The organism is Leucobacter sp. NPDC015123 (genome assembly GCF_043080205.1).
Classification (GTDB): Bacteria; Actinomycetota; Actinomycetes; order Actinomycetales; family Microbacteriaceae; genus Leucobacter; species Leucobacter aridicollis_A.
This window is the reverse complement of sequence record NZ_JBIBVH010000002.1, coordinates 359,252-379,509: the sequence shown is the minus strand read 5'-3', so window position 1 is coordinate 379,509 and position 20,258 is coordinate 359,252. Positions and strand designations below refer to the sequence as shown.

The following is a 20,258-nucleotide window of genomic DNA, read 5'->3' as shown; positions in this document are numbered from 1 at the left end:
ACCTGTTCGGAAGCCCTCGGCGCTCCTAGGCTGAAACGCATGCCAGGCAAAGAACGCCCAGTGATTGTTGCAGCCCCCGACTCGTTCAAGGGCAGCTGCACCGCCGATGCGGCAGCGCGCGCGATGATCGCGGGGGCTCGCGAGGTGCTTGGCGACGCGGCAGAGTACATCGAGATTCCGCTCGCAGATGGCGGGGAAGGCACACTCGACGCCCTGCTCGCAGCGTGGGGGGTCGAAGCGCGCGATGCGCGTGTGCTCGACGCGCTCGGCCGGCCGCGCACGGCACGCTACGGCGTGAGCGCGGACGGCGCGACAGCGATCATCGAAGCGGCAGAGGCGAACGGCTTGCCGTGGGTGAGCGACGAGGCGCTTCGACCACTCGAGGCCGACACGTTCGGCGTCGGGCAACTCGTGCTCGACGCGCTCGATCACGGAGTGACCGAGATCCTGCTCTCGGTTGGCGGCTCGGCGACGAGCGAGGGGGGCACCGGCATCCTGCGGGCGCTCGGCGTCCGGTTTCTCGACGCCGGTGGCAACGACGTGAAGCCGGGCGCGGCGGGACTCAGCTCGATCGCAGCGGTCGACGCGTCGGGTCTCGACCCTCGGGCCCAGGCTGCGACGTGGAAGATTGCTGTGGATGTCGGGTTTCCGCTCTGCGGGCCCGACGGGGCCGCCGCAGTCTTTGGGCCGCAGAAGGGCGCGAGCCCCGGGGACATCGAGGTGATCGACGCCGGGCTTGAGATGCTCGCGACCGTGCTCGCAGAACGCAACGACCTGCCAGCGGAGAATTACACAAATAGGCCAGGCTTCGGCGCAGCGGGCGGCATCGCCCTCACCGCGGTCGCGCTTCTCGGCGCGGAGACGGTTGCCGGGGCTGACCTGGTGTCCGAAGCGATCGGGCTCCCCGAACTTCTTGCGCGGGCGACCCTCGTGCTCACTGGCGAAGGGCAACTTGACGCCCAGTCGGTGAACGGCAAGGTCGTCGACCTCGTGGCCCGGACCAAGCCAGTCGGGGTGCCGCTTGTGGTCATTGCTGGGTCCGTCGCTTTGACAGCCGCCGAGAGCCGGGCCGCAGGAATTACGGCCGCGTTCTCGATCGCCGCAGGCCCGACTCATCTCGCCGACCTCGTCGCAGCCGCTGAGCCCCGGATCTCAGAGACGGCTGCGAATGTTGTCGCGCTCGCGATCTCGCCGGAGACCACCGCCTGACACAGCCGTCGGGCGGCTCAACACACTGACACAGTCGTCATTCAAGAAAGAGAGAAACCGTGCTCGATCTCATCGTGCTCCTGGTGCTCGTCGCCAGTATTGTGCTGGTCACGGCCAAGTTCAAGATATCCCCGTTCCTCGCGCTGCTCGGCGCCGCCTTCATCGGGGCATTCGCCTTCGGACTCCCGGTTGAAGAGATCATTCCGACAATCACCGAGTCGTTCGGGAAGACCCTTGGCAACATCGGCCTCGTGATCCTCTTCGGCACGATGATCGGTGTGATCCTCGAACGCTCGGGTGCGGCGATCGCGATGGCTGACGCGCTCATTAAGCTCATCGGAACGCGCTTCCCGACGCTCACGATGTCGGTCATCGGGTACATCGTCTCGATCCCGGTGTTCTGCGACTCGGGGTTCGTGATCCTGAACTCGCTGCGCAAAGCGATCGCGAAGCGAACAGGGGTGTCGCTCGTTGCGATGTCGATCGCGCTGATGACCGGTCTCTACGCAACGCACACCCTCGTGCCGCCGACTCCGGGCCCGCTCGCCGCCGCCGCGAACCTCGAAGTCGACTCTCACCTCGGCCTGCTCATCGGCCTCGGCCTCATCGTCGCCGCCGTGTCCGCCCTTGCGGCGCTCTTCTACGCGAACACCTTCCTGAAGCGCGATGTTGAACTGCTGCCGCTCGCCGAGGGCGAGGTTGAGGAAAGCTACGAGGATCTCAGGGCCGCGTACGGCAAGCTCCCGAACGGTTTTGTCGCGTTCCTGCCGATCCTGATCCCTATCCTGCTTATCTGCCTCGCGTCGATCGCGAAGCTTCCCGGGCTCCCGTTTGGCGAGGGCGGCTTCGCGGCCACACTGAACTTCGTCGGAACCCCCGTCGTGGCGCTCGCGCTCGGACTCATCGCCGCGATCTTCCTCCTGCGAGGCAACGGCAAGCTCGAGCGCTTCAACGCGCAGATCGCTGACGGCATCACGATCTCGGCACCGATCCTTATGATCACCGCGGCCGGCGCTGCCTTTGGCGGCGTGCTCGGCAAGAGCAGCATCACCACGTTCCTCGCCGACAACCTCGCGACGCTCGGCATCGGCATTGCGGTGCCGTTCATCGTGTCTGCGGCGTTGAAGACCGCGCAGGGATCGTCGACAGTCGCGATGGTGACAACGTCTGCGATGATGCTGCCGCTGCTGCCAGCGCTCGGGCTCGGCAGCGACATCGGTGCCGTGCTCTCGGTGCTCGCGATCGGCGCGGGTGCGATGGTTGTCTCGCACGCAAACGACTCGTACTTCTGGGTGGTGTCGCAGTTCAGCCGGATTCCGACCGCGACGGCGTATCGCACGCTGACGCCGGCGACCCTCATTCAGGGCGTCTCCGCGTTCGTTGCGGTCTGGGTGATCAGCCTCATCATGCTGTAGTCCACCTTCCCCGAGCGCTCAGCCCGGGCCCGCAGGCAGATCACACGTCGCTGCCTGCGGGCCCGGGCTTCGTCATTGCAGTGCACCTGTGGACAGAATCGAATAGTTGTTCTGTTTATTGTTAGTATTGACGCCTGTAGGAAACTGGCGCTGATTACTGACACACCAACGCATCGAATGTCTGGAATGAGGATACTGTCGAGTCGAAAATGTCGGTAGATCGGGGAATGTGGAGCGTGCGACTTGAATATCGAGTTCAATGATGCCGCGGCCGATGCCGTGATTCACGCGCTGACCAGTGCTGAATCCACACTTAGGGGCCAGTCTGGTGAGCGAAGCACCGCGGCCGAAATTGCGATGGTGAACTTCGCGGGCGCCTACTCGAAGGCTTTCGCGTTGACGCGAACGGCGGAGTTGGAAGACAGGCTGCGACTGGCTGGTGTGCTTGAGGATCTCACTTTGGCGATTCGGGAAGCGAAGCGTCGTGCCGAGAACGAGCGACGTCGGCTTCAGGAGACCGCCGAATGGCAGGCCCGCGAGGATCAGCGCCAGGCGGAACGAGCGGCGGACCTGACCGGGGCGGCTTACGACAGCGCCGCGGCTCTCGACCCCAAGCCTTCCGAGTATGCGATCGCGCCTCCTGAGATCTCTGGAGCCTTTGCGCCCGGGGTGCGAGAGCGGTCAGCTCGTCGGGGCGGGCGGGGCGGGCGAAGCTCGGCTGATCCATTGCGACTCCGCACGTTCGCCGCACGTTCGCGCTCGCTTGACGCCCGCCTTGAGCAGCACATTGTGGCAGTTCAGAACGCCTGGGCCAGCTTCGTCGCATCGTGTTCGTGGTTGCGGTTCGGAACAATGTCTTTCGTTTCCGGGTTTCCGAGGATGGTGAGCGAGAATACCGCAGACGCCACCTGGATCGGCCGTATCGCTGACCAGTTCGCGCGCGCGGGCGGGGGCAGCCTGAGCGACGCGCGGCTCGACCTTCTCGCACGCGCGACAGCGCTTGACGTCGCAGAGAGTGCACGCTTCAAGCAACTGCTCGACGGCGCGCTCTCGCCAGCAGAAGCGGCCGAGTACTGGAACTCGCTCGGACTTTCTCCAGCCGACGTGCGGTTGCTGCCGCCCGAAGCGCTCCTCGCGCTTGCGAGTCTGAGCGGTCTGCCTGCCTGGGCGAAAGACGCCGCTTCACGGGAGTTCTTAGAGTACGCCCTCGAGAACCCGAAGATCGCCTACGAACTGATGGGGTTCACCGACCCGCTGCGTACGGCGAACTCCCGCCACCCCTCGCTTAACGGCGCGGCGGATGGCTTCGCGAACGTGTCATACAGTGAGTTCGTCAGTCAACTCAAAGCGATCAATGACGCGCTGGGTGAGGCTGATGAGGATGCCAAGGGCGCTCCCGGTCATCCCGTTGTGCAGTTGGTCGGTCTGGGCAGCCACGACGGCGCACTTGTCGCGGGAATCTCTCTCGGCAACCTCGACGTGGCTTCAAACGTCGGCGTGCTCGCCTCGGGCATGGGCTCCGACGTCGGCGACATGTTCAACGGCAACAAGGCCGCCCAGGCGCTGTACGAGGATGCATTCCGCAAAAGTGACACGGACTCATTCGCCGTGGTGAACTGGATCGGGTATCGCTCTCCGAAAACAGTCGGCCAGGTGCGAGACCTCGGTCACGCCGATTCGGGCGCCAGGGAGCTCGCCTCGTTCCTCAACGGCATCAGCGCGAGCCGGGGCGAGTATGGCAACCCTTCCGAGCAGCTCGCGGTCTTCGCCCACTCCTACGGCTCCACTGTCGCCGTGCAGGCGCTGAAGCAGACGAGTTTTGAGGTCGGTGCGCTCGTCACGCTCGGCTCCGCCGGGGTCGCTGACGGCACGACCGCTGGCCAGATCAACGCCACTCAGAAGTACGCGGTGCACGCCTCGGGAGACAACCTCGCGTGGATGGGCAAGGGAGGGGGGAAGGGCCTGGACCCTCGCGATATCGCAGGCTTCGACACGCTCAGCGCGGAGCCCTCGGAGGGGCCAGGGGGCGTTCCGCTTAAGGCCACGACGATGCACAATCTGTACGTTGAGGAGGACTCGTGGAGTCCGTTGAACCTAAGCGGGACGGTTGGGTACCTCTCAGTAGGCTCCACCGCGCTCAGCGAGAGTGGCGCTGTGCTCGCCGGAACGATGGAGAAGTGATGCGAAACACGACAGGCTTAAAGCGAGCGTTCGCGCGGCTCTCGATTGCGCTGGCGGCTGCCGGCCTCGCGCTGGGCGTGGTTGGGTGTTCGGAAGGGATTGGAGGAGTGGTGAGTATGGGTGTTCAGGATTCGTCGGGGATGACTCGGGCTGAGGTGGCGGGGTTGTCGGCTGAGGAGCGGTTTGATTTGTATGGTGTGCGGTACGAGCGTGCGCGCGAGTTGTTGACCGAGGCACAGTTGCAGCTGTCCCCTGGACCGTGGCGGTGGCTGACTGGCGGTGTTGGCGGACCGCGGGGCGGTCCTCATGCTGCATACCCGTTCCCGGGTTCTGATAGCCGGAACACGTATTACATTGATTTGACGCGCACGATTCATCCGGAGGGCGCGGTTGGTGCTCGCGAGGATGCTGAGCCGATGGTCGCGTATTTCGAGTCGAAGGGGTGGGATGCCGAGCTTGCCGATATTGAGAGCCAGACCGGGCTCGGCCCTCACAGGTTTGAGGCTCGTGCGGTGACTCAGGATGGCTTCAACGTGGTGTATCAGGTGCAGGACAACGGGCAGTACAACTTGTCGGTGATGAGCGGCCTCTTCTGGGCGGACCGCCCTGAACTCCTCATAGAGATCAACCACCGGATACCTCTGGATTCGTTCTTCCCGCCAGACGATGAGTCGGTCCCTGGCGTGTATGTCGAGTTTCCCAAGTGGAGTGACCCGAAGCTGGAAGAGCATGAAAAGTAGACCGTGACTCAATCTATGTCTTCTCCTGCTACCCGCCGCGGTTGTCGCCCAGGAGCGTTGGTGGCTCTGTTGGCGCTGAGTCTTGTCGGGTGTTCGCCGGGGCTGGCGAGTTGGGGTGTTCAGGATTCGTCGGGGATGACTCGCGCTGAGGTGTCTGGGTTGTCTGCTGAGGAGCGGTTTGACTTGTACGGTGTGCGGTATGAGCGTGCGCGTGAGTTGTTGACCGAGGCGCAGTTGCAGGTCAGTGACGGGGTGTGGGGGTGGCACACCGGCGGCGCCGGTGGCCCATGGGGAGGGCCGCGTGCTGATATTCCACTTCCTGGTGCGGACAGCCGAAACACGTATTTTATTGATCTTGGTCGTTGGATCGAACCGGAGGGCGCGGTTGGTGCTCGTGAGGATGCTGAGCCGATGGTCGCGTATTTCGAGTCGAAGGGGTGGGATGCCGAGCTCGTTGATGTCGAGAATCAGACTGGGTTGGGTGTGCACAGGTTTGAGGCTCATGCGGTGACTGAGGATGGCTTCAGTGTGGTGTATCAGGTGCAGGATAACGGGCAGTACAACCTCAAGGTGTTGAGCGGCCTGTACTGGGCGGACCAGCCCGAGCTGGCAGACGACATTGACTACCGGATCCCTAAGGGCTCGTTCTTCCCTCCGGGCGAGGAGTCTATTCCTGGCGTGTATATCGAGTTCCCCCAAATGGGATAGCCCTAAGCTCTGGGGGCCAAGCGTCGAAGCTCGTTAGACCTGACCATGCATGTGTGTGCCAGCCCGGCCTTGGTCGTGCAGCCTCGCCGCGAGGCCTATGCCCCGAAACTCTTGCTCCATTCGCGCACCCGCGCCGCGCTTTCTTCTTCTGAGAGGTCTTCGATACGGGTCATGACTGACCACCGCACGCCAAACGGGTCGCGAATGCTTGCGAAGCGGTCGCCAGACACGAAGTTTGCGAGCGGTTCGCGTAGCGTTGCCCCGGCCGCGAGCGCTCGGGCAACGACGGCCTCTGCATCGCTGACGTAGAGCCCGAGGGAGTAGCAGTCGTCGTCTCCCGCGGGCGGGGCGACGAGCTTGTACGCGGGTGAGGGCTCGCCGAGTTGCAGGTGACCGAACTCGAAGGCGAGTTCGGCGTGGACGACGGCTCCTCCGATATCTGTGACGTCGACGACGCGGGCCCCAAACACGTCACGGTAGAAGGCCATTGCCTCGCGCGCGCCCGGGATCGCGATGAATGGTGTCAGGCTGGTGGCGCCGTTTGGGCGCCCGTCGGTGGTGTGCTTGCCGTTCGCGGCGGGGAATTCGGTGGTGGTCATGCAGTGAGCCTAGGATCGCGTCGGCTTCGCCGGCTTGTACATTTGTGACAGGTGCGCTGCCTGAGGAGGCCGAATGGAGATCGAGAGCCGGAGGGGAGTGCTCTACCCAGACCGCCTCCCTGAGTTTCACCGCGTGCCGGCCCCCGCAGAAGTAGCCGCGTGGGTTACGTGGTTCTGGATTCCCGAGTGGCGACTGCCTGATGGGGTGACTGTCACGCAGGAAGTTCTGCCGTTTCCTGCCTGCAACCTCGTCGTCGAGCCTGGCAGTGTGAGCCTCGTCGGGCCGTCGACTCGACGATCGAGCCGGGAACTGACCGGGTCTGGGTGGGCTGTCGGGGCGCTACTCAAGCCGGCGGCGGTGCCCGCGCTCGCGCCGGATCCCGCCCGGCTACGTGATGGAGCTGTGACGCTCGCCGAACCCGGGCTACTTGCGACTGTTGTGCAGGCGATGGCTGAGTCAATCTGGACGGGAGACGAGCGCCGAGGCGCCGCGGTCGCCGCGTTGACTAGGTGGCTCCGCGACCGGCTGACGGAGCCCGATGCCGACGGGCTCCTCGCGAACCGGGCCGCAGAGCTCATTGCGGACCCCGAGATTACGCGCGTCGATCAGCTCGCGGCAGCGCTGCACGTCTCCACGCGCACCCTGCAGCGTGTCGCGGCGCGGTCGTTTGGGCTCTCGCTGCATTCAATGATTCAGCGGCGGCGGCTGCAGGAGGCTGCCGAGTGCTTACGCGGGGGCGGTTCGGGCAAGGACGCAGCCACAGGCGGTGCGGCAAGCATCGCCGAGATCGCCGCGGCGACTGGCTACGCCGATCACGCACACTTCACGCGCGACTTCAAGGCTGTTCTGGGGATGACCCCTCGGGAGTACCGGTCCCGTGCGCGGGGAGCCTGAACTTCTCCGGAGGGGGCGCGACACCGGTAGCGGAGTCCGCGAGGATCCGCCCGATCGCGGGGGCAAACTTGTAGCCGTGGCCGGAGAAGCCGGCGGCGACGGTGAGGCGCCCGACGCGGTCGAGCACGAAGCGCCCGGACGGCGTCGATGTATAGGTGCAGCTGATCTCGACGCCGGTGTCGGGGTCGATCCCAGGGAACCACTCGGCGACGTGCTCGCGCACCGCCGCCCGCACTTCGCGCGTTGCGGCGAAGGTGCGCTGATCCGGATCGACGACGTGGCCGACCGCGTGCAGACCTACCTTGACGCCCTCGCCAGGGCTCGGCATGCCGTAGACGTTGCCTCCCCGCACATCGAGCTCCGCGGGGGTGAACATGTGGTTGAACGATGGCCACAGCACGGCAGGGTCGCGCGGGGTGAAGTGCGCCGGGTGCTCCTCGGTGACGGTGAGCTCCGGGAGCTCGACGAGGCCCTCGAGCAGTGGCTTGGACCACGCGCCGGCGGCAACGATCGCGCCTTCGGCATCGACTGTTCGTACGGCGCCGTCAGCCCCCTCGACCTCGATGCGCACGCGTTCTGTCGATGGGTTGATGCCGCGCACCCGCGCATGTCGCTCGATCGTCACTCCGGCGCTTACCGCGGCGGCTTCGAGGGCGTCGAGGGCCCGGGCAGCGTAACCGATTCCGGCCTGTCGGCTGAGCAGGACCGGCCCAGCGAATCGCATGCCAGCCCAGCGCTCGCTAGCCTCGGCAGGCGTGAGGAGAGCGACGTCGGCGCCGCGAGCGACGAGTGCATCGTGCGCAGCAAGCACGACAGTCTCGTCGCCCTGCGTAACGAGGCCGTGGAGGCCAAGGAGGGGAGCTGACACACCAGCTTCGAGCTCGCGCCAGAGCGCGAACGCCTCGTCGAACAGGTCGAGGTAGAACTCCTCGTGATACGCATTGTTGATGTTGCGCGTCGAGCCGTGCGAGGCGCCGCGCGCGTGGTGGCGGTCGAGCTGCTCGATGAGGTGGACGCGCGCCCCGCGCTCGGCCAACTGCCAGGCGGCCGAAAGTCCCATGATGCCGCCGCCGACAATGATGTGGTCAGTCTGTGTGCCCATGCTCCGAGCGTATCTCGCCCGACTGTTGCGCGCTCGCCGGTGAGTGCACGTGGACCCGTTCGCCGGCGGCGTTGAAGATGCTGATGACCTCGACAGGGTGTGCGCCCGCCGCTCGCATCCGGTGCGGCACCGTGGTGTCGAACTCGGCGGCTTCACCAGGCTCGAGCGTGAGGTGCTGTTCTCCAAGCTCAAGACTGAGTTTGCCCGAGAGCACGTAGAGCCACTCGTGTCCGTCGTGAACCTGAGGCTCTCGCGCCGGCGCGTCTGGCCTGTATGTGATTTTGAATGCGCGAACGTCTGACTCAGCCCTGGTGAGTGGGGCTATCGTCATCCCGCCCCGTGTGACCGGGGTGCGGTGAACTCGCGGGTCGCGGGTGGGCGGCGCGAGTAGGTCGTCGACCCGGATGCCGAGCTGCCTTGTCAACGGAAGCAGCAGCTCGAGACTGGCCTGGCGTTTACCCGATTCGAGGCGTGACAGGGTCGACACCGACATGCCTGCACGACCAGCGAGGTTCTCCAGTGTCATGCCGCGGCGCTGGCGCGCAGCGCGCAGGCGCGGGCCGAGCTGTGTGAGTTCGTCCATGCGAGCCTCCCGGGTCCACCGTGCCAATTCTTGCCAATATCGCAATACTGATTGCCATTATCGCATGCGATCCTGAACCATGAACGTATGGAAACCACAGACTTCGACGCAATCGTTATTGGCGCAGGCGCCGCCGGGTTGAGCGCCGCGCAGGCCCTCGGACGCTCGCTTCGACGTACCCTCGTGATCGACGCCGGTCAGCCGCGCAACCGGTTCGCGTCTCACATGCACAACGTCCTTGGGCTCGACGGCACCCCACCGCTGGAACTCCTTGAGCGCGGGCGCCGTGAGGCACGCACGTACGGGGTCGAGTTTCGCGCGGCGCGCGTCGCGACAGTGCGGGACTCGGGGGACAGGCTTGCGGTTACGACATCAGCGGACGGGGGAAGCACCGATGGTGACCTCGCACCCCGAGCCGCTGCACTCACCGCCCGCGCTCTTGTGGTGGCGACGGGCGTGACCGACAGGCTCCCGGGCATTCCTGGCCTCGCCGAGCGCTGGGGGCGCACGGTCCTGCACTGCCCCTACTGCCACGGTTGGGAGGTTCGCGGCGCCCGTCTCGGGGTGCTCGCGACCTCTCCGGCCTCGATGCACCAGGCGAAGCTCATCAGGCAGTGGAGCGACGATGTCACCGTGTTCGGTGCAGAGCTGGGCGAGCTTGAGGCCACCGACGAGCGTGCGCTTCGTGCTCGGGGAATACGCGTCGAACCTGATCCTGTGGCAAGCGTGACCTCGGGCGCCGCAGCCGAGATGCTCGTGACGACCACGGGCGGCGCCTCGCACAGCATCGACGCAATCTTTACGGCGAGTCGCCTGCAGGCACACGATGACTTCCTCTCGGGGCTGGAACTCGACCGCGCGGAGTCGCCATTCGGCAGCTTTCTCACAGTCGACCCGATGGGCCGCACAAGCCACCCGCGCATCTGGGCGGCCGGAAACGTCGTCGCACCGATGGCGACTGTCCCGATGGCTATGGGGGCCGGGGCGGGGGCCGGTGGAGCCGTGAACTTTGCGCTTGTCGAAGAGGACTTTTCCGACGCAGTCGCCGCCTCGGAAGCGGGGCGCGCATGAGCGGGCACGAGCAGGATCCCGCGGCGTTCTGGGAGCAGCGCTACGGCGGAGTGGAGAGGGTCTGGTCGGGGAGCGTGAACGCCGCGCTCGCCGCAGTTGTCACGGAGCACGTTGACCCATCAGGATCGGCACTGGCTTGCGTCGACGACGGGCCTCGGAGGCGGGATGCAGTCGGGCAACCTCGCTCCCTTGACCTTGGCTGCGGGGAGGGGGGTGACGTACTTTGGCTTGCTGAGCGAGGATGGGACGCATCCGGTCTTGACCTTTCTCCGACGGCCGTCGCGCGCGCCAAGGACGAGGCACAGGCTCGCGGTCTGCGCGCACACTTTATCGTGACAGACCTCTCGGAATGGGCTGAGCAGACATTCGCGGCTGGCGCCAGTGACGCGTACGAGCTCGTCACCGCAAGCTTTCTGCAGTCGCCCGTGCGCTTGCCCCGCACTGATGTCTTGCGCGCCGCAACGCGTCATGTGGTGCCAGGCGGCTACCTCGTTGTGATCTCCCATGGGGCACCGCCGGCAGCCGCAGCGGGCGAAGACTCGGGCCACTGCCACCATGCCCCTGACTCGTTCCCAACGCCCGCCAGCGAGCTTGCGGGCCTCGCGCTCGACCCGACTGACTGGGACGTTGTCGTGAATGAATCTTGGGCTCGGGATGGAGTGACAAGCCGCGGTGAGCGCGTAGCTGCCACCGACATCGTGACTGTCGCGCGGCGTCTGACCGGAGAAGCATCAGACTGAACCTGTTGAAATCCGATGGATTGACGTAGCATGTGGCCAATCCATCATGGGGATGGCTGGGTGATTGATACAAAGGGGTATTGCTCATGGTTGCTACCAACAATGAAGTTTCTATCCGGTCGCGGCGCGGCTGGACCAAGGCCCGCGCGCTTCTTGCGGGTGGGCTCGTGCTTGGCGTCGGCGCGGCAGTTACGCTCGCCGCGTGGACCGACAACGAGTGGGTGCGTGGCGTCTTCGGGACGGGCACGTTTGGCATCGAGGGGTCGAAGGACGGGTCGGCGTTTAGCGACAATCCGACCTCTGGGGATCCCGCGCAGTTGAGCTTTGCCGTGGGGGCAGACAACCTCGCGCCAGGCTCGCAGGTCTACGCCGGCTACGCGGTGCGCCTCTCGCCTGGATCGACTTACGAAGCCGAAGTGACAGTCGCGCAGGACGTGAGTGACGCGATCCCGGGCACCACCGCGAGCTACGTGTACACGACGAGCACGACCTGTGACGCTGCAGCCTTCGGGGCAGGCACCAACGCCAACGGGTCCACGTTCGAGCTCATGTCGCTTGCCGCACCTGCGTTCCTCTGCTTCCGAGTAGTCGCGGACGACACCCTTGCACAGGGCGCGGACGGGTCGATCACCTGGACGTTCAGCGCTGAGTCTGGCGCGACACTCTAGCGATCATGGCTCTGCGAGACGGCCGGCGGTCGCATCGGAGAGGACGTCGACCAGACACGACCGGAACGTTCACCAAGGTGCGCGCGCTCCTCGCGGGCGCGCTCGTACTGGGGATAGGCGGGAGCATGACGCTCGCTGCCTGGACCGACACTGAGACCGCCCAAGGCACCTTTGCCGCAAGCAAGTTCGGGATCCAGGGGTCCACTGATGCGACGGCGTTCGCCGACCATCCGGCATCTGCGCCCGCGGCGCTCTCGTTCGCGATCTCGCCGACCGCGATGTCGCCTGGCACGACAACGTTCGCACGATTCGTCGTGCGAACGACCACCGACACCACGGTGCCAGGCAGCGTTGCCCTCGGCGGCGCGACGGTCGCCGGCACCGGGCTCGGGGCGTACCTGAGGTACGGGGTGCGAACCGTTCCCGCTGGGAGCCAGTGCACGTCGACCACATACGCAGCCGGGACGGTGGTCGTGGCCTCCGACAGCGCACTGTCGACAGCATCGGGCACCACGCAGCCGCTTGCAGCCGCCGGAGGCTCACCGGTGACCTACTGCTTCGCGGTTACTCTGCCGGACGGCACCCCCAACGCGGCCCAAGGACTGACCGCGACCGCGACTTGGACATTCACGGGAACCTCGTCGAGTTAGCCGACGATGCGGGGAGCGCTGGCAGGCGGAAAGGGGCAGGCACAGGATGATGAGAGACGGGCGGCGCGTCCGCGCCATCGCAGCGAATGCGCTGTTGAACGTCGCGGCGCTTGGCGGGGCGCTCTGTGTGCTGCTCGTCTTGCTCGGGGCGCTCATGAACGTCTCGATCATCATGTTCAAGACAGGGTCGATGTCGCCCACGATCCCGGCAGGCTCCGCCGCGCTCGTCCGCGAGATCCCGGCGACCGATATCAGGGTGGGAGATGTGATCACTGTTGATCGCCCGGGCCAGCTACCCGTGACACACAGGGTGACGAGTATCGTGGGGGACGGCCCAACGCGGACGATCACCATGCGAGGCGACGCGAACGAGGCGGATGATCCTGCGCCGTACACAGTTGACTCCGCACGCCTCGTCGTGTTCTCGGTCCCGCACCTCGCGCGGCTGATCGTCTGGTTCTCGAACCCCCTGGTCCTCGGGGCCCTGACTGTCGCAACCGCGATACTCGTCACGTGGGCCTTCTGGCCGAAAGGGCGGGATCAGCGGGGGAGTGGCGTCTCGGCCACCGAGCGTGACGACGAGCGTTCGGGCCCGCGGCACGCCGCTCCGGTGGCGAGCCTCGCCATACTCACCGCAGCGCTCGCTCTCGGAGGCGCGGCCGGGCCGCTCGGTGCTGCCCCCGCGCTCGGAGCAGGGCCGGACCATGAACCTGGCGAGACCATGGTGCGGGCCGTTTCGGCGGGGAAGAACATCACGCTGACCTCGATCGGCGATCCTGTCGCGATGCGAACGATGCGGCCGACAGTGCCGGTGCTGTGGCAAGTGGGGGTGCGGGTACACTCGCCCGAGCCCGGTGAAGTATCGGTCACCCTCGAAGCCGCCGGGGCGGCCTCGTTGGGGCTTCGGCTTGACGTCCGCGAGTGCGACACTGAGTGGCTGGCAGGCGAGTGCCCGGGCGCTGAGACGCAAGTCTCCGGCGACGGCACGATCGACATCGTTGCGGCACCGCGCCTCGTGACGGTGCTCCCGAATGACAGCGAGCGGTGGTACCTGATCTCAGCAACAGTGCCGCAGGTCGCCGCGGGGACAGTCACACTCACCCTACGCGCTGCCGGCGGCAGCGAGGTCGTGACAGCGGAGCCGGGGCCTATCGCGGCGCTGCCGGCAACCGGCGGGGTCCAGCCGGCGTGGCTCCTCGCAGGCGGGGCGGTCGCGATTGGTCTCGCCGCCGCCGCGACAGCGTCGGGCGTGACGGCATTCAGAGAACGAAGGGGAGAGCCGTGAGCCCGCTAGCTCGGAGGGGGCGCCGGCGGGCGCTTGCAGCGGCGCTGCCGCTCGTGCTGCTCGTCGGACTTGCCCCGGGTGCGCGCGACACCGAGGCCGCCTGGGCCGATGCAGAGGCTGCGCGAGGGGTGTTCACCGCACTCACGGTTCCCGCGCCAGTCAGTACGGCCGCCTGCGTCACTACGCCGGGCCTGCTCGGGCTGTCACCGACGGTCACCGTCAACTGGCGGGCTCCCGCCACAGCAACCGGATACACCCTCGCGCAGGCTGAGTTTGGCTACTCGACGGGTGGGCTCTTGCTTCCACTCACCGCAGCTCTTCTCGGCAACGTGTCGACCACGGGGACGCCGAGTGCATACTCTACAGTCGCGAGCGGCGGGCTCCTTGGCGGCCTGCTTGGTGGCAGCTCCACCGTTGCCGTACGGTTCATTGGTCCGGGCGGGTGGCGATCCTCGTGGCTCGTTGCCACCGCGACGATGGGACTCGCTGGAGCGAACCCGACCTGCACACTGAGTGAGGCCCCCAGCGCATAGCGCCTGGGGGCCTCACTCAGTGGTGTTACTGCTGCTGTATCTACTACGGAAGCAGGCGGTTCGGTCCGCGGAACAGGTACGTCGTCTCGCGGATCGAGGGCTGCTCGAGCATGAGCATCAGCACACGGTTCAGGCCCATGCCGAACCCGCCGTGCGACGGCATGCCGTAGCGGAAGAAGTCGAGGTAGAAGCCGAGCTCGGCTGGGTCCATCCCCTTGTCGCGCGCCTGCGCTTCGAGCACCTCGATGCGGTGCTCGCGCTGCGCGCCTGTCGAGATCTCGGTGCCGCGGTAGATGAGGTCGTAGCTCTTGGTGAGCTCGGGGTTCTCTTCGTTGCGCATGTGGTAGAACGGGCGGATCGAGACGTCGTAGTCGGTGACGAACACGAAGTCTGACCCGAAGGCTTCCTTCACGTGTGCGGCGATCTGTCGCTCGCCTTCGGGGTCCATGTCGGCGTCGGCGCGGGGGATCTCGTAGCCGCGGGCCTTCACGATCTCCTTCGCCTCAGCGAGGGGAATGCGGGGGAAGGGACGAGCCGGAACCTGCAGGTCAACATTGAAGAGCTTCTGGATCTCCTCGCCGTGCTTCTCCTTCACCGCGGTAAGACCAGCGACAATGAGCTCCTCGTGGATCTCCATGACATCCTCGTGGGAGTCGATCCAGCTGAGCTCGGTGTCGATTGAAGTGAACTCGGTCGCGTGGCGCGAGGTGAACGAGTGGTCGGCGCGGAACGCCGGGCCGACCTCGAAGATGCCCCCGAAGCCAGCGGCCTGCGCCATCTGCTTGAAGAACTGGGGGCTCTGCGCGAGGAACGCCTTGCCCTCGAAGTATTCGACCTCGAAGAGTTCTGCGCGTGACTCCGACGCCGATGCCATGAGCTTCGGGGTCTGAATCTCGATGAAACCGCGCTCAACCCAGACGTTTCGCAGCGCGTGCAAGAAGGTTGTCTGCACGCGGAACACGAGGTTCTGCTCGGGGCGGCGGAGGTCGAGGAAGCGCCAGTCGAGGCGCACGTCGATGTTCGAGTCGTCTGCGACAGGGTTGTCGGGGAGTGCCTTGGTGACGACCTCAATGGTCTCGATCTGAATCTCGACGCCGCCAAGCTTCACACGCTCGTTGTGCTGCAGCTCGCCCTCGACGGTCACGAAGGTGCCGTGTGTGAGCTCGGAGATCGTCGCCGTGCGGGGCACCAGGATGTCGGAGCGCGGGTTCTCGGGGTCGGGCTCACGAAGCACGCCGCCGTTGACGAGCTGCACTGCGCCCGACTCGTCGCGGAGCACGACAAACTGCACGTACCGCTGGTCGCGTACCTTCTCAACCCAGCCGGATACGCGTACGGGGCCGTCAACGCGTGCGGCCAGGTCCTTAATCAATACACGCTCAGTCACCCCGACAGTCTACTCGGTCGGCGGAGAGGTGAAACGTGCACTCCTCTGGCGGGCCACCGCACGCCTGCCGCGCGGTGCCTCTGCGCCCGTCCACGCCGGGTGGTCCGGGCCGACCTCGAGTCACCCGGCCAGCCTGACCCCGCGTCACCCAGCCAGCCCGGCCCCGAGCTACCTGTCCGTCGGCCGCGGAACAGCGCCAACCCTGCAAGAGCACCCCATTCCTACTGTCGGAATCGGGTCATTCTGCGAGGAAAGGTCTCTGTGGCGAGGGTAGGGGTGGAGGTGGAGGTGGAGGTGCGGGAGGAGGTGGAGGTGGAGGTGGAGGTGGAAGTGCGGGAGGAGGGGAGGAGCAGGAGCGAAGGGTGGGAGGAGGGGAGGAGCGAGGGGCAGGGGTAGAGGGAGAAAAGGAGGGCAGGGCGCCTGCCCTAGAGCAGGTGGCCGCCCCCCGAGACCTTCATCCGCTCGACAAGGCGTTTCACGTCTTGCGCGCGATCCTTCGTCGTGACGAGTAGCACGTCCGCGGTATCGACGACGACGACGTCCTCCATCCCGACGAGAGCGACCAGACGGTCGCTCTCCGAGACGACGATTCCGCTCGAAGCGTCAGAGAGCACCTGCGCGCCGTCGCCGAGCACGGCGAGATCGGAGGGCCTGCCGCGCGTGAGCAGGTTCGCGACCGAGGCGAAGTCGCCGACGTCGTCCCACTCAAAGTGGGCGGCGACGCAGACCATCTTGCCGGCAGCGGCGGCGGGTTCGGCGACCGAGTAGTCAATGGCGATCTTCGGCAGTGTCGGCCACAGGCGTTCGCGCACCTCCGCGCCGCGCTTCTTGCCCCACGACGCTGCGATCTCGCGCAGCGCGTCGACGAGCTCGGGCTCGGAGAGTGCCATCTGTTCGAGCAGCACAGACGCTTTCGCGATGAACATGCCCGCGTTCCACAGGTAGCCGCCGGCTTTGAGGTAGCCCTCGGCCGTTGCTGCGTCGGGCTTCTCGACGAACTCGGTGACGTCGTACAGGTCAAACGGCGAAAGGTCAGTGCGGGCCTCGCCGCACGAGATGTAGCCGAAGCCAGTCGCCGCGTGCGTCGGGTGGATGCCGATCGTGGCGATGTAACCCTGGTCGGCCGCGCGAACCGCGGTCGCGACCGCCCGACGGAACAGCACGTCACCGCGAATCACGTGGTCAGCTGCGAACGAACCCAGGATCGCGTCGGGATCGCGCAGCTCAAGGATCGCGGCCGCGAGACCGATTGCGGCCGACGAGTCCTTCGGCTCGCTTTCGGTGACGAGGTTCTCGGGGAGGATGTCTGGCAATTGCGCGAGTACAGATTTGCGATGCGCGTTTCCGGTGACAACCATGATGCGCTCGGAGGGCGCGAGGGGCGTCAGGCGAGACCACGTCGCGGACAGCAGCGAGTCGCCCGCGCCGGTGAGGTCGAGCAGAAACTTTGGCGCGTTCGCGCGGGAGAGGGGCCACAGGCGCGAACCAACTCCGCCTGCGGGGATGACGCAGGTGAGCCTGTCGAGCGCGGGGTTTGGAGAGGTCATGAAGCCAGCCTAATCACCGCACATAGGGGATCGTGTATCGCCGACGCGCGCCGAGGTGTTCGAGACACCCCGAGAGAGTGCCATAATGGAAGTCGCAGAGAATTCTCAGCAATGTGGCGTGCCCGCATATCGGGCGCTTCCTCAAAGAATCTGGACTTTGCAGCGTGACGACCAAGGAGGAAGCTCGTGTCAGCCCTACCCGCTGAAGCCGCTCCAGCGGCCAAGAAGAAAACCCAACGCGGCGGTACGCTCTACCGCGGCAACGAGGGCATGTGGTCCTGGGTCTTGCACCGCATCACCGGTGTTGCGATCTTCTTCTTCCTGCTTGTGCATGTGCTCGACACGGCGCTCATTCGTGTCAGCCCGGAGGCATACAACGCCGTCATGAGCGCGTACAAGACACCCATCATGGGGCTTGGAGAGTCGGTGCTCGTCGCAGCGATCGTGTTCCACGCGTTCAACGGCCTGCGCATCATCCTCGTTGACTACTGGAGCAAGGGCGCCAAGTACCACAAGGTGATGTTCTGGGTAGTCATTGCAATGTGGGCCGTAACGATGGCCGGCTTCCTGCCGCGCCACCTGATGAACGTGTTCAGCCACTAAGCGAGGGCGGAGAATAATCATGGCTATGACAATTGACGCGCCCCGCGCGAAGACCCCGGCGAAGAAGAACACCAACTGGGAAAAGTGGGGCTGGATCTACATGCGCGTGTCGGGCGTTCTGCTCGTCGTGCTCGTATTCGGACACCTGTTCTCGAACCTGATGATCGGCGACGGCATCAGCGCAATCGATTTCGGCTTCGTCGGCGGCAAGCTCGCGAACCCGTTCTGGAAGGTCTGGGACCTGCTGCTTCTGTGGCTGGCACTCATTCACGGCGCGAACGGCATGCGGACGATCGTCAACGACTACGTCGTCCGCCCGCGCCTGAACAAGGTGCTCCGTACGCTCGTGTGGCTGTCGGCTGCACTCCTCATCCTCCTCGGCACGCTTGTGATCTTCACCTTCGATCCGTGCCCGGCCGGGGCTGATCCCGCGCTCGTAGCCTCCTTCTGCTCGGCCCAGTAATCGGCCCGCAGCGAGACGTACAGAATTCGGAAAAGTTAGGAATCCAGTGACCACGAACACTCATGAGGGCGAAGACGTCACCGTGAAGGACGGCGTGACCTACCACCAGTTCGACGTAGTAATCGTCGGGGCTGGCGGCGCGGGCATGCGAGCGGCGATCGAGGCGGGGCCGAAGGCGAAGACCGCGGTCATCTCGAAGCTCTACCCGACGCGTTCGCACACCGGCGCAGCCCAGGGTGGCATGGCTGCAGCGCTCGCTAACGTTGAGGAAGACAACTGGGAGTGGCACACCTTTGACACCGTCAAGGGCGGCGACTACCTCGTTGACCAGGACGCGGCTGAGATCCTCGCGAAGGAAGCGATCGACGCGGTCATCGACCTCGAGAACATGGGTCTGCCCTTCAACCGTACGGCTGACGGCAAGATCGACCAGCGCCGCTTCGGCGGGCACACCCGCGATCACGGCAAGGCTGCTGTGCGCCGTGCGTGCTACGCGGCAGACCGCACCGGCCACATGATTCTCCAGACGCTGTTCCAGAACTGCGTGAAGCTCGGCATCAACTTCTACAACGAGTTCTACGTGCTCGACCTGGTCATGACGGGCGAGGGCAAGGATCGCAAGCCCGCAGGTGTCGTGGCCTACGAGCTCGCGACCGGCCAGCTGCACGTGTTCCAGGCGAAGTCGATCGTGTTTGCGACAGGCGGCTTCGGCAAGATCTTCAAGACCACGTCGAACGCGCACACTCTGACGGGTGACGGCGTTGGCATCATCTGGCGCAAGGGTCTGCCGCTCGAGGACATGGAGTTCTACCAGTTCCACCCGACCGGCCTCGCTGGCCTCGGCATTCTCCTCACCGAGGGTGCGCGCGGTGAGGGCGCGATCCTGCGTAACGCGAGCGGCGAGCGCTTCATGGAGCGTTACGCGCCGACGATTAAGGATCTCGCTCCGCGCGACATCGTCGCCCGCTCGATGGTGCAGGAGGTGCTTGACGGCCGCGGCGCCGGCCCGAACAAGGACTACGTCTACCTCGACTGCACCCACCTGGGCGCAGAGGTGCTCGAGACGAAGCTCCCGGACATCACGGAGTTCGCACGCACCTACCTCGGTGTGGACCCCGTCGTCGAGCCGGTTCCGGTCTTCCCGACGGCGCACTACGCAATGGGCGGCATTCCGACAAACGTCGATGCAGAGGTACTGATGGACAACGACACGGTTGTTCCGGGCCTCTACGCGGCCGGCGAGTGCGCCTGCGTTTCGGTGCACGGCTCGAACCGTCTCGGCACGAACTCGCTGCTCGACATCAACGTGTTCGGCAAGCGTTCGGGTAACGCGGCCGCCGACTACGCTCAGACCGCGTCGTTTGTCGACCTGCCTGCTGATCCCGCGAAGGAGATCCGCGAGCTCGTCGAGGGCTTCCGCAACGGAACCGGTACCGAGCGCGTCTCCGACATCCGGCGTGAACTGCAGGAAGCAATGGACCGTGGCGCCCAGGTGTTCCGCACCGAGGATTCGCTCACCGAGGTGCTCGGCGTGATTCACGATCTGCGCGAGCGCTACAAGAACGTCGGCGTGCAGGATCGCGGCATGCGGTACAACACCGACCTCCTTGAGGCGATCGAGCTCGGGTTCCTTCTCGACCTCGCAGAGGTGCTCACTTACACGGCACGTAACCGTAAGGAGAGCCGTGGCGGACACATGCGCGACGACTATCCGGACCGCGATGACGAGAACTACATGAAGCACACGATGGCCTACCTCACGGGTGACCCGCATTCGGCGAACCCCGAGGACCACATCCGCCTGGATTGGAAGCCGGTCACCGTGGTGAAGGACGAGCAGGGCGAGTTGCGTTACCCGCCGCTGGAGAGGAAGTACTAA

At 65.6% G+C, this 20,258-nt stretch carries 21 protein-coding genes; 16 read left to right on the top strand and 5 right to left on the bottom strand.

Features of this window, described 5'->3' with window-relative positions:
- Nucleotides 1-39 precede the first annotated feature (39 nt).
- The 5 genes from ACF07D_RS05485 (at nucleotide 40) to ACF07D_RS05465 (ending at nucleotide 6,253) form a co-directional block, all read left to right on the top strand.
- Nucleotides 40-1,209 (top strand): glycerate kinase, encoded by a 1,170-nt coding sequence (locus ACF07D_RS05485; protein ID WP_391504205.1) that lies wholly within the window; start codon nucleotides 40-42, stop codon nucleotides 1,207-1,209.
- 59 nt (nucleotides 1,210-1,268) lie between these two features.
- A complete protein-coding gene (locus ACF07D_RS05480) occupies nucleotides 1,269-2,624 on the top strand; it encodes a GntP family permease (RefSeq protein WP_119282749.1) in 1,356 nt (451 codons plus the stop codon).
- 243 nt (nucleotides 2,625-2,867) lie between these two features.
- Nucleotides 2,868-4,805, top strand: a complete 1,938-nt coding sequence (locus ACF07D_RS05475; protein ID WP_391504204.1) for an alpha/beta hydrolase — start codon at nucleotides 2,868-2,870, stop codon at nucleotides 4,803-4,805.
- 116 nt (nucleotides 4,806-4,921) lie between these two features.
- Nucleotides 4,922-5,545, top strand: a complete 624-nt coding sequence (locus ACF07D_RS05470) for a hypothetical protein (protein WP_391504203.1) — start codon at nucleotides 4,922-4,924, stop codon at nucleotides 5,543-5,545.
- 135 nt (nucleotides 5,546-5,680) lie between these two features.
- Nucleotides 5,681-6,253, top strand: a complete 573-nt coding sequence (locus ACF07D_RS05465; protein WP_391504202.1) for a hypothetical protein — start codon at nucleotides 5,681-5,683, stop codon at nucleotides 6,251-6,253.
- A gap of 95 nt (nucleotides 6,254-6,348) precedes the next feature.
- Here ACF07D_RS05465 and ACF07D_RS05460 read toward each other — a convergent pair whose 3' ends face one another.
- Nucleotides 6,349-6,852, bottom strand: coding sequence for a VOC family protein (locus tag ACF07D_RS05460; RefSeq protein WP_391504201.1), 504 nt, complete (start codon nucleotides 6,850-6,852; stop codon nucleotides 6,349-6,351).
- A 73-nt stretch (nucleotides 6,853-6,925) separates the two neighbouring features.
- Between ACF07D_RS05460 and ACF07D_RS05455 the strand changes: the two genes are divergently transcribed.
- Complete coding sequence (locus ACF07D_RS05455) at nucleotides 6,926-7,747, top strand: helix-turn-helix domain-containing protein (RefSeq protein WP_391504200.1); 822 nt, start codon at nucleotides 6,926-6,928, stop codon at nucleotides 7,745-7,747.
- Here ACF07D_RS05455 and ACF07D_RS05450 read toward each other — a convergent pair.
- Both ACF07D_RS05450 and ACF07D_RS05445 read right to left on the bottom strand, forming a co-directional pair.
- Nucleotides 7,689-8,849, bottom strand: a complete 1,161-nt coding sequence (locus tag ACF07D_RS05450; RefSeq protein ID WP_391504199.1) for an FAD-dependent oxidoreductase — start codon at nucleotides 8,847-8,849, stop codon at nucleotides 7,689-7,691. The genes ACF07D_RS05455 and ACF07D_RS05450 overlap by 59 nt on opposite strands.
- Nucleotides 8,833-9,432 (bottom strand): helix-turn-helix domain-containing protein, encoded by a 600-nt coding sequence (locus tag ACF07D_RS05445; RefSeq protein ID WP_391504198.1) that lies wholly within the window; start codon nucleotides 9,430-9,432, stop codon nucleotides 8,833-8,835. Before ACF07D_RS05445 ends, ACF07D_RS05450 begins: the two co-directional genes overlap by 17 nt.
- An 87-nt stretch (nucleotides 9,433-9,519) precedes the next feature.
- Between ACF07D_RS05445 and ACF07D_RS05440 the strand changes: the two genes are divergently transcribed.
- From ACF07D_RS05440 to ACF07D_RS05415, 6 genes are all read left to right on the top strand, one after another.
- Entirely contained in the window at nucleotides 9,520-10,503 is a 984-nt protein-coding gene (locus tag ACF07D_RS05440) for an NAD(P)/FAD-dependent oxidoreductase (RefSeq protein WP_391504197.1), read from the top strand.
- Nucleotides 10,500-11,243 carry a class I SAM-dependent methyltransferase gene (locus ACF07D_RS05435; RefSeq protein ID WP_391504196.1) on the top strand — a complete coding sequence of 248 codons (744 nt, stop codon included), beginning with the start codon at nucleotides 10,500-10,502 and terminating at the stop codon, nucleotides 11,241-11,243. Before ACF07D_RS05440 ends, ACF07D_RS05435 begins: the two co-directional genes overlap by 4 nt.
- A gap of 86 nt (nucleotides 11,244-11,329) precedes the next feature.
- The gene (locus tag ACF07D_RS05430; RefSeq protein ID WP_391504195.1) at nucleotides 11,330-11,911 is read left to right on the top strand and encodes a SipW-dependent-type signal peptide-containing protein; all 582 of its coding nucleotides are present in this window, start codon (nucleotides 11,330-11,332) and stop codon (nucleotides 11,909-11,911) included.
- Between the two features lie 5 nt (nucleotides 11,912-11,916).
- Nucleotides 11,917-12,561 carry a SipW-dependent-type signal peptide-containing protein gene (locus ACF07D_RS05425; RefSeq protein WP_391504194.1) on the top strand — a complete coding sequence of 215 codons (645 nt, stop codon included), beginning with the start codon at nucleotides 11,917-11,919 and terminating at the stop codon, nucleotides 12,559-12,561.
- A 46-nt stretch (nucleotides 12,562-12,607) separates the two neighbouring features.
- Nucleotides 12,608-13,846, top strand: coding sequence for a signal peptidase I (locus ACF07D_RS05420; RefSeq protein WP_391504193.1), 1,239 nt, complete (start codon nucleotides 12,608-12,610; stop codon nucleotides 13,844-13,846).
- On the top strand, nucleotides 13,843-14,379 hold the full coding sequence (locus ACF07D_RS05415) for a hypothetical protein (protein ID WP_119282761.1): 537 nt from the start codon (nucleotides 13,843-13,845) through the stop codon (nucleotides 14,377-14,379). Before ACF07D_RS05420 ends, ACF07D_RS05415 begins: the two co-directional genes overlap by 4 nt.
- A 43-nt stretch (nucleotides 14,380-14,422) precedes the next feature.
- On the opposite strand, the gene aspS is transcribed toward ACF07D_RS05415, so the two are convergent.
- The gene (aspS, locus tag ACF07D_RS05410; protein ID WP_391504192.1) at nucleotides 14,423-15,766 is read right to left on the bottom strand and encodes an aspartate--tRNA(Asn) ligase; all 1,344 of its coding nucleotides are present in this window, start codon (nucleotides 15,764-15,766) and stop codon (nucleotides 14,423-14,425) included.
- Between the two features lie 261 nt (nucleotides 15,767-16,027).
- Here aspS and ACF07D_RS05405 point away from each other — a divergent pair, with 261 nt between their 5' ends.
- Nucleotides 16,028-16,162: a hypothetical protein gene (locus ACF07D_RS05405; RefSeq protein ID WP_391504191.1), complete on the top strand. Its 135-nt coding sequence runs from the start codon at nucleotides 16,028-16,030 to the stop codon at nucleotides 16,160-16,162.
- Between the two features lie 29 nt (nucleotides 16,163-16,191).
- Here the strand turns inward: ACF07D_RS05405 and ACF07D_RS05400 are convergent, their stop codons facing one another.
- Nucleotides 16,192-17,313, bottom strand: a complete 1,122-nt coding sequence (locus ACF07D_RS05400; protein WP_391504190.1) for a mannose-1-phosphate guanylyltransferase — start codon at nucleotides 17,311-17,313, stop codon at nucleotides 16,192-16,194.
- Nucleotides 17,314-17,499: 186 nt separating this feature from the next.
- On the opposite strand from ACF07D_RS05400, the gene sdhC reads away from it, so the two are divergent.
- From sdhC to sdhA, 3 genes are read left to right on the top strand one after another with little or no spacing between them, the layout of a single operon-like run.
- Nucleotides 17,500-17,916: a succinate dehydrogenase, cytochrome b556 subunit gene (gene sdhC / locus ACF07D_RS05395; RefSeq protein WP_119282764.1), complete on the top strand. Its 417-nt coding sequence runs from the start codon at nucleotides 17,500-17,502 to the stop codon at nucleotides 17,914-17,916.
- Between the two features lie 19 nt (nucleotides 17,917-17,935).
- Entirely contained in the window at nucleotides 17,936-18,379 is a 444-nt protein-coding gene (locus tag ACF07D_RS05390) for a succinate dehydrogenase hydrophobic membrane anchor subunit (protein WP_119282765.1), read from the top strand.
- 46 nt (nucleotides 18,380-18,425) lie between these two features.
- Nucleotides 18,426-20,258, top strand: a complete 1,833-nt coding sequence (sdhA, locus tag ACF07D_RS05385; RefSeq protein WP_391504189.1) for a succinate dehydrogenase flavoprotein subunit — start codon at nucleotides 18,426-18,428, stop codon at nucleotides 20,256-20,258.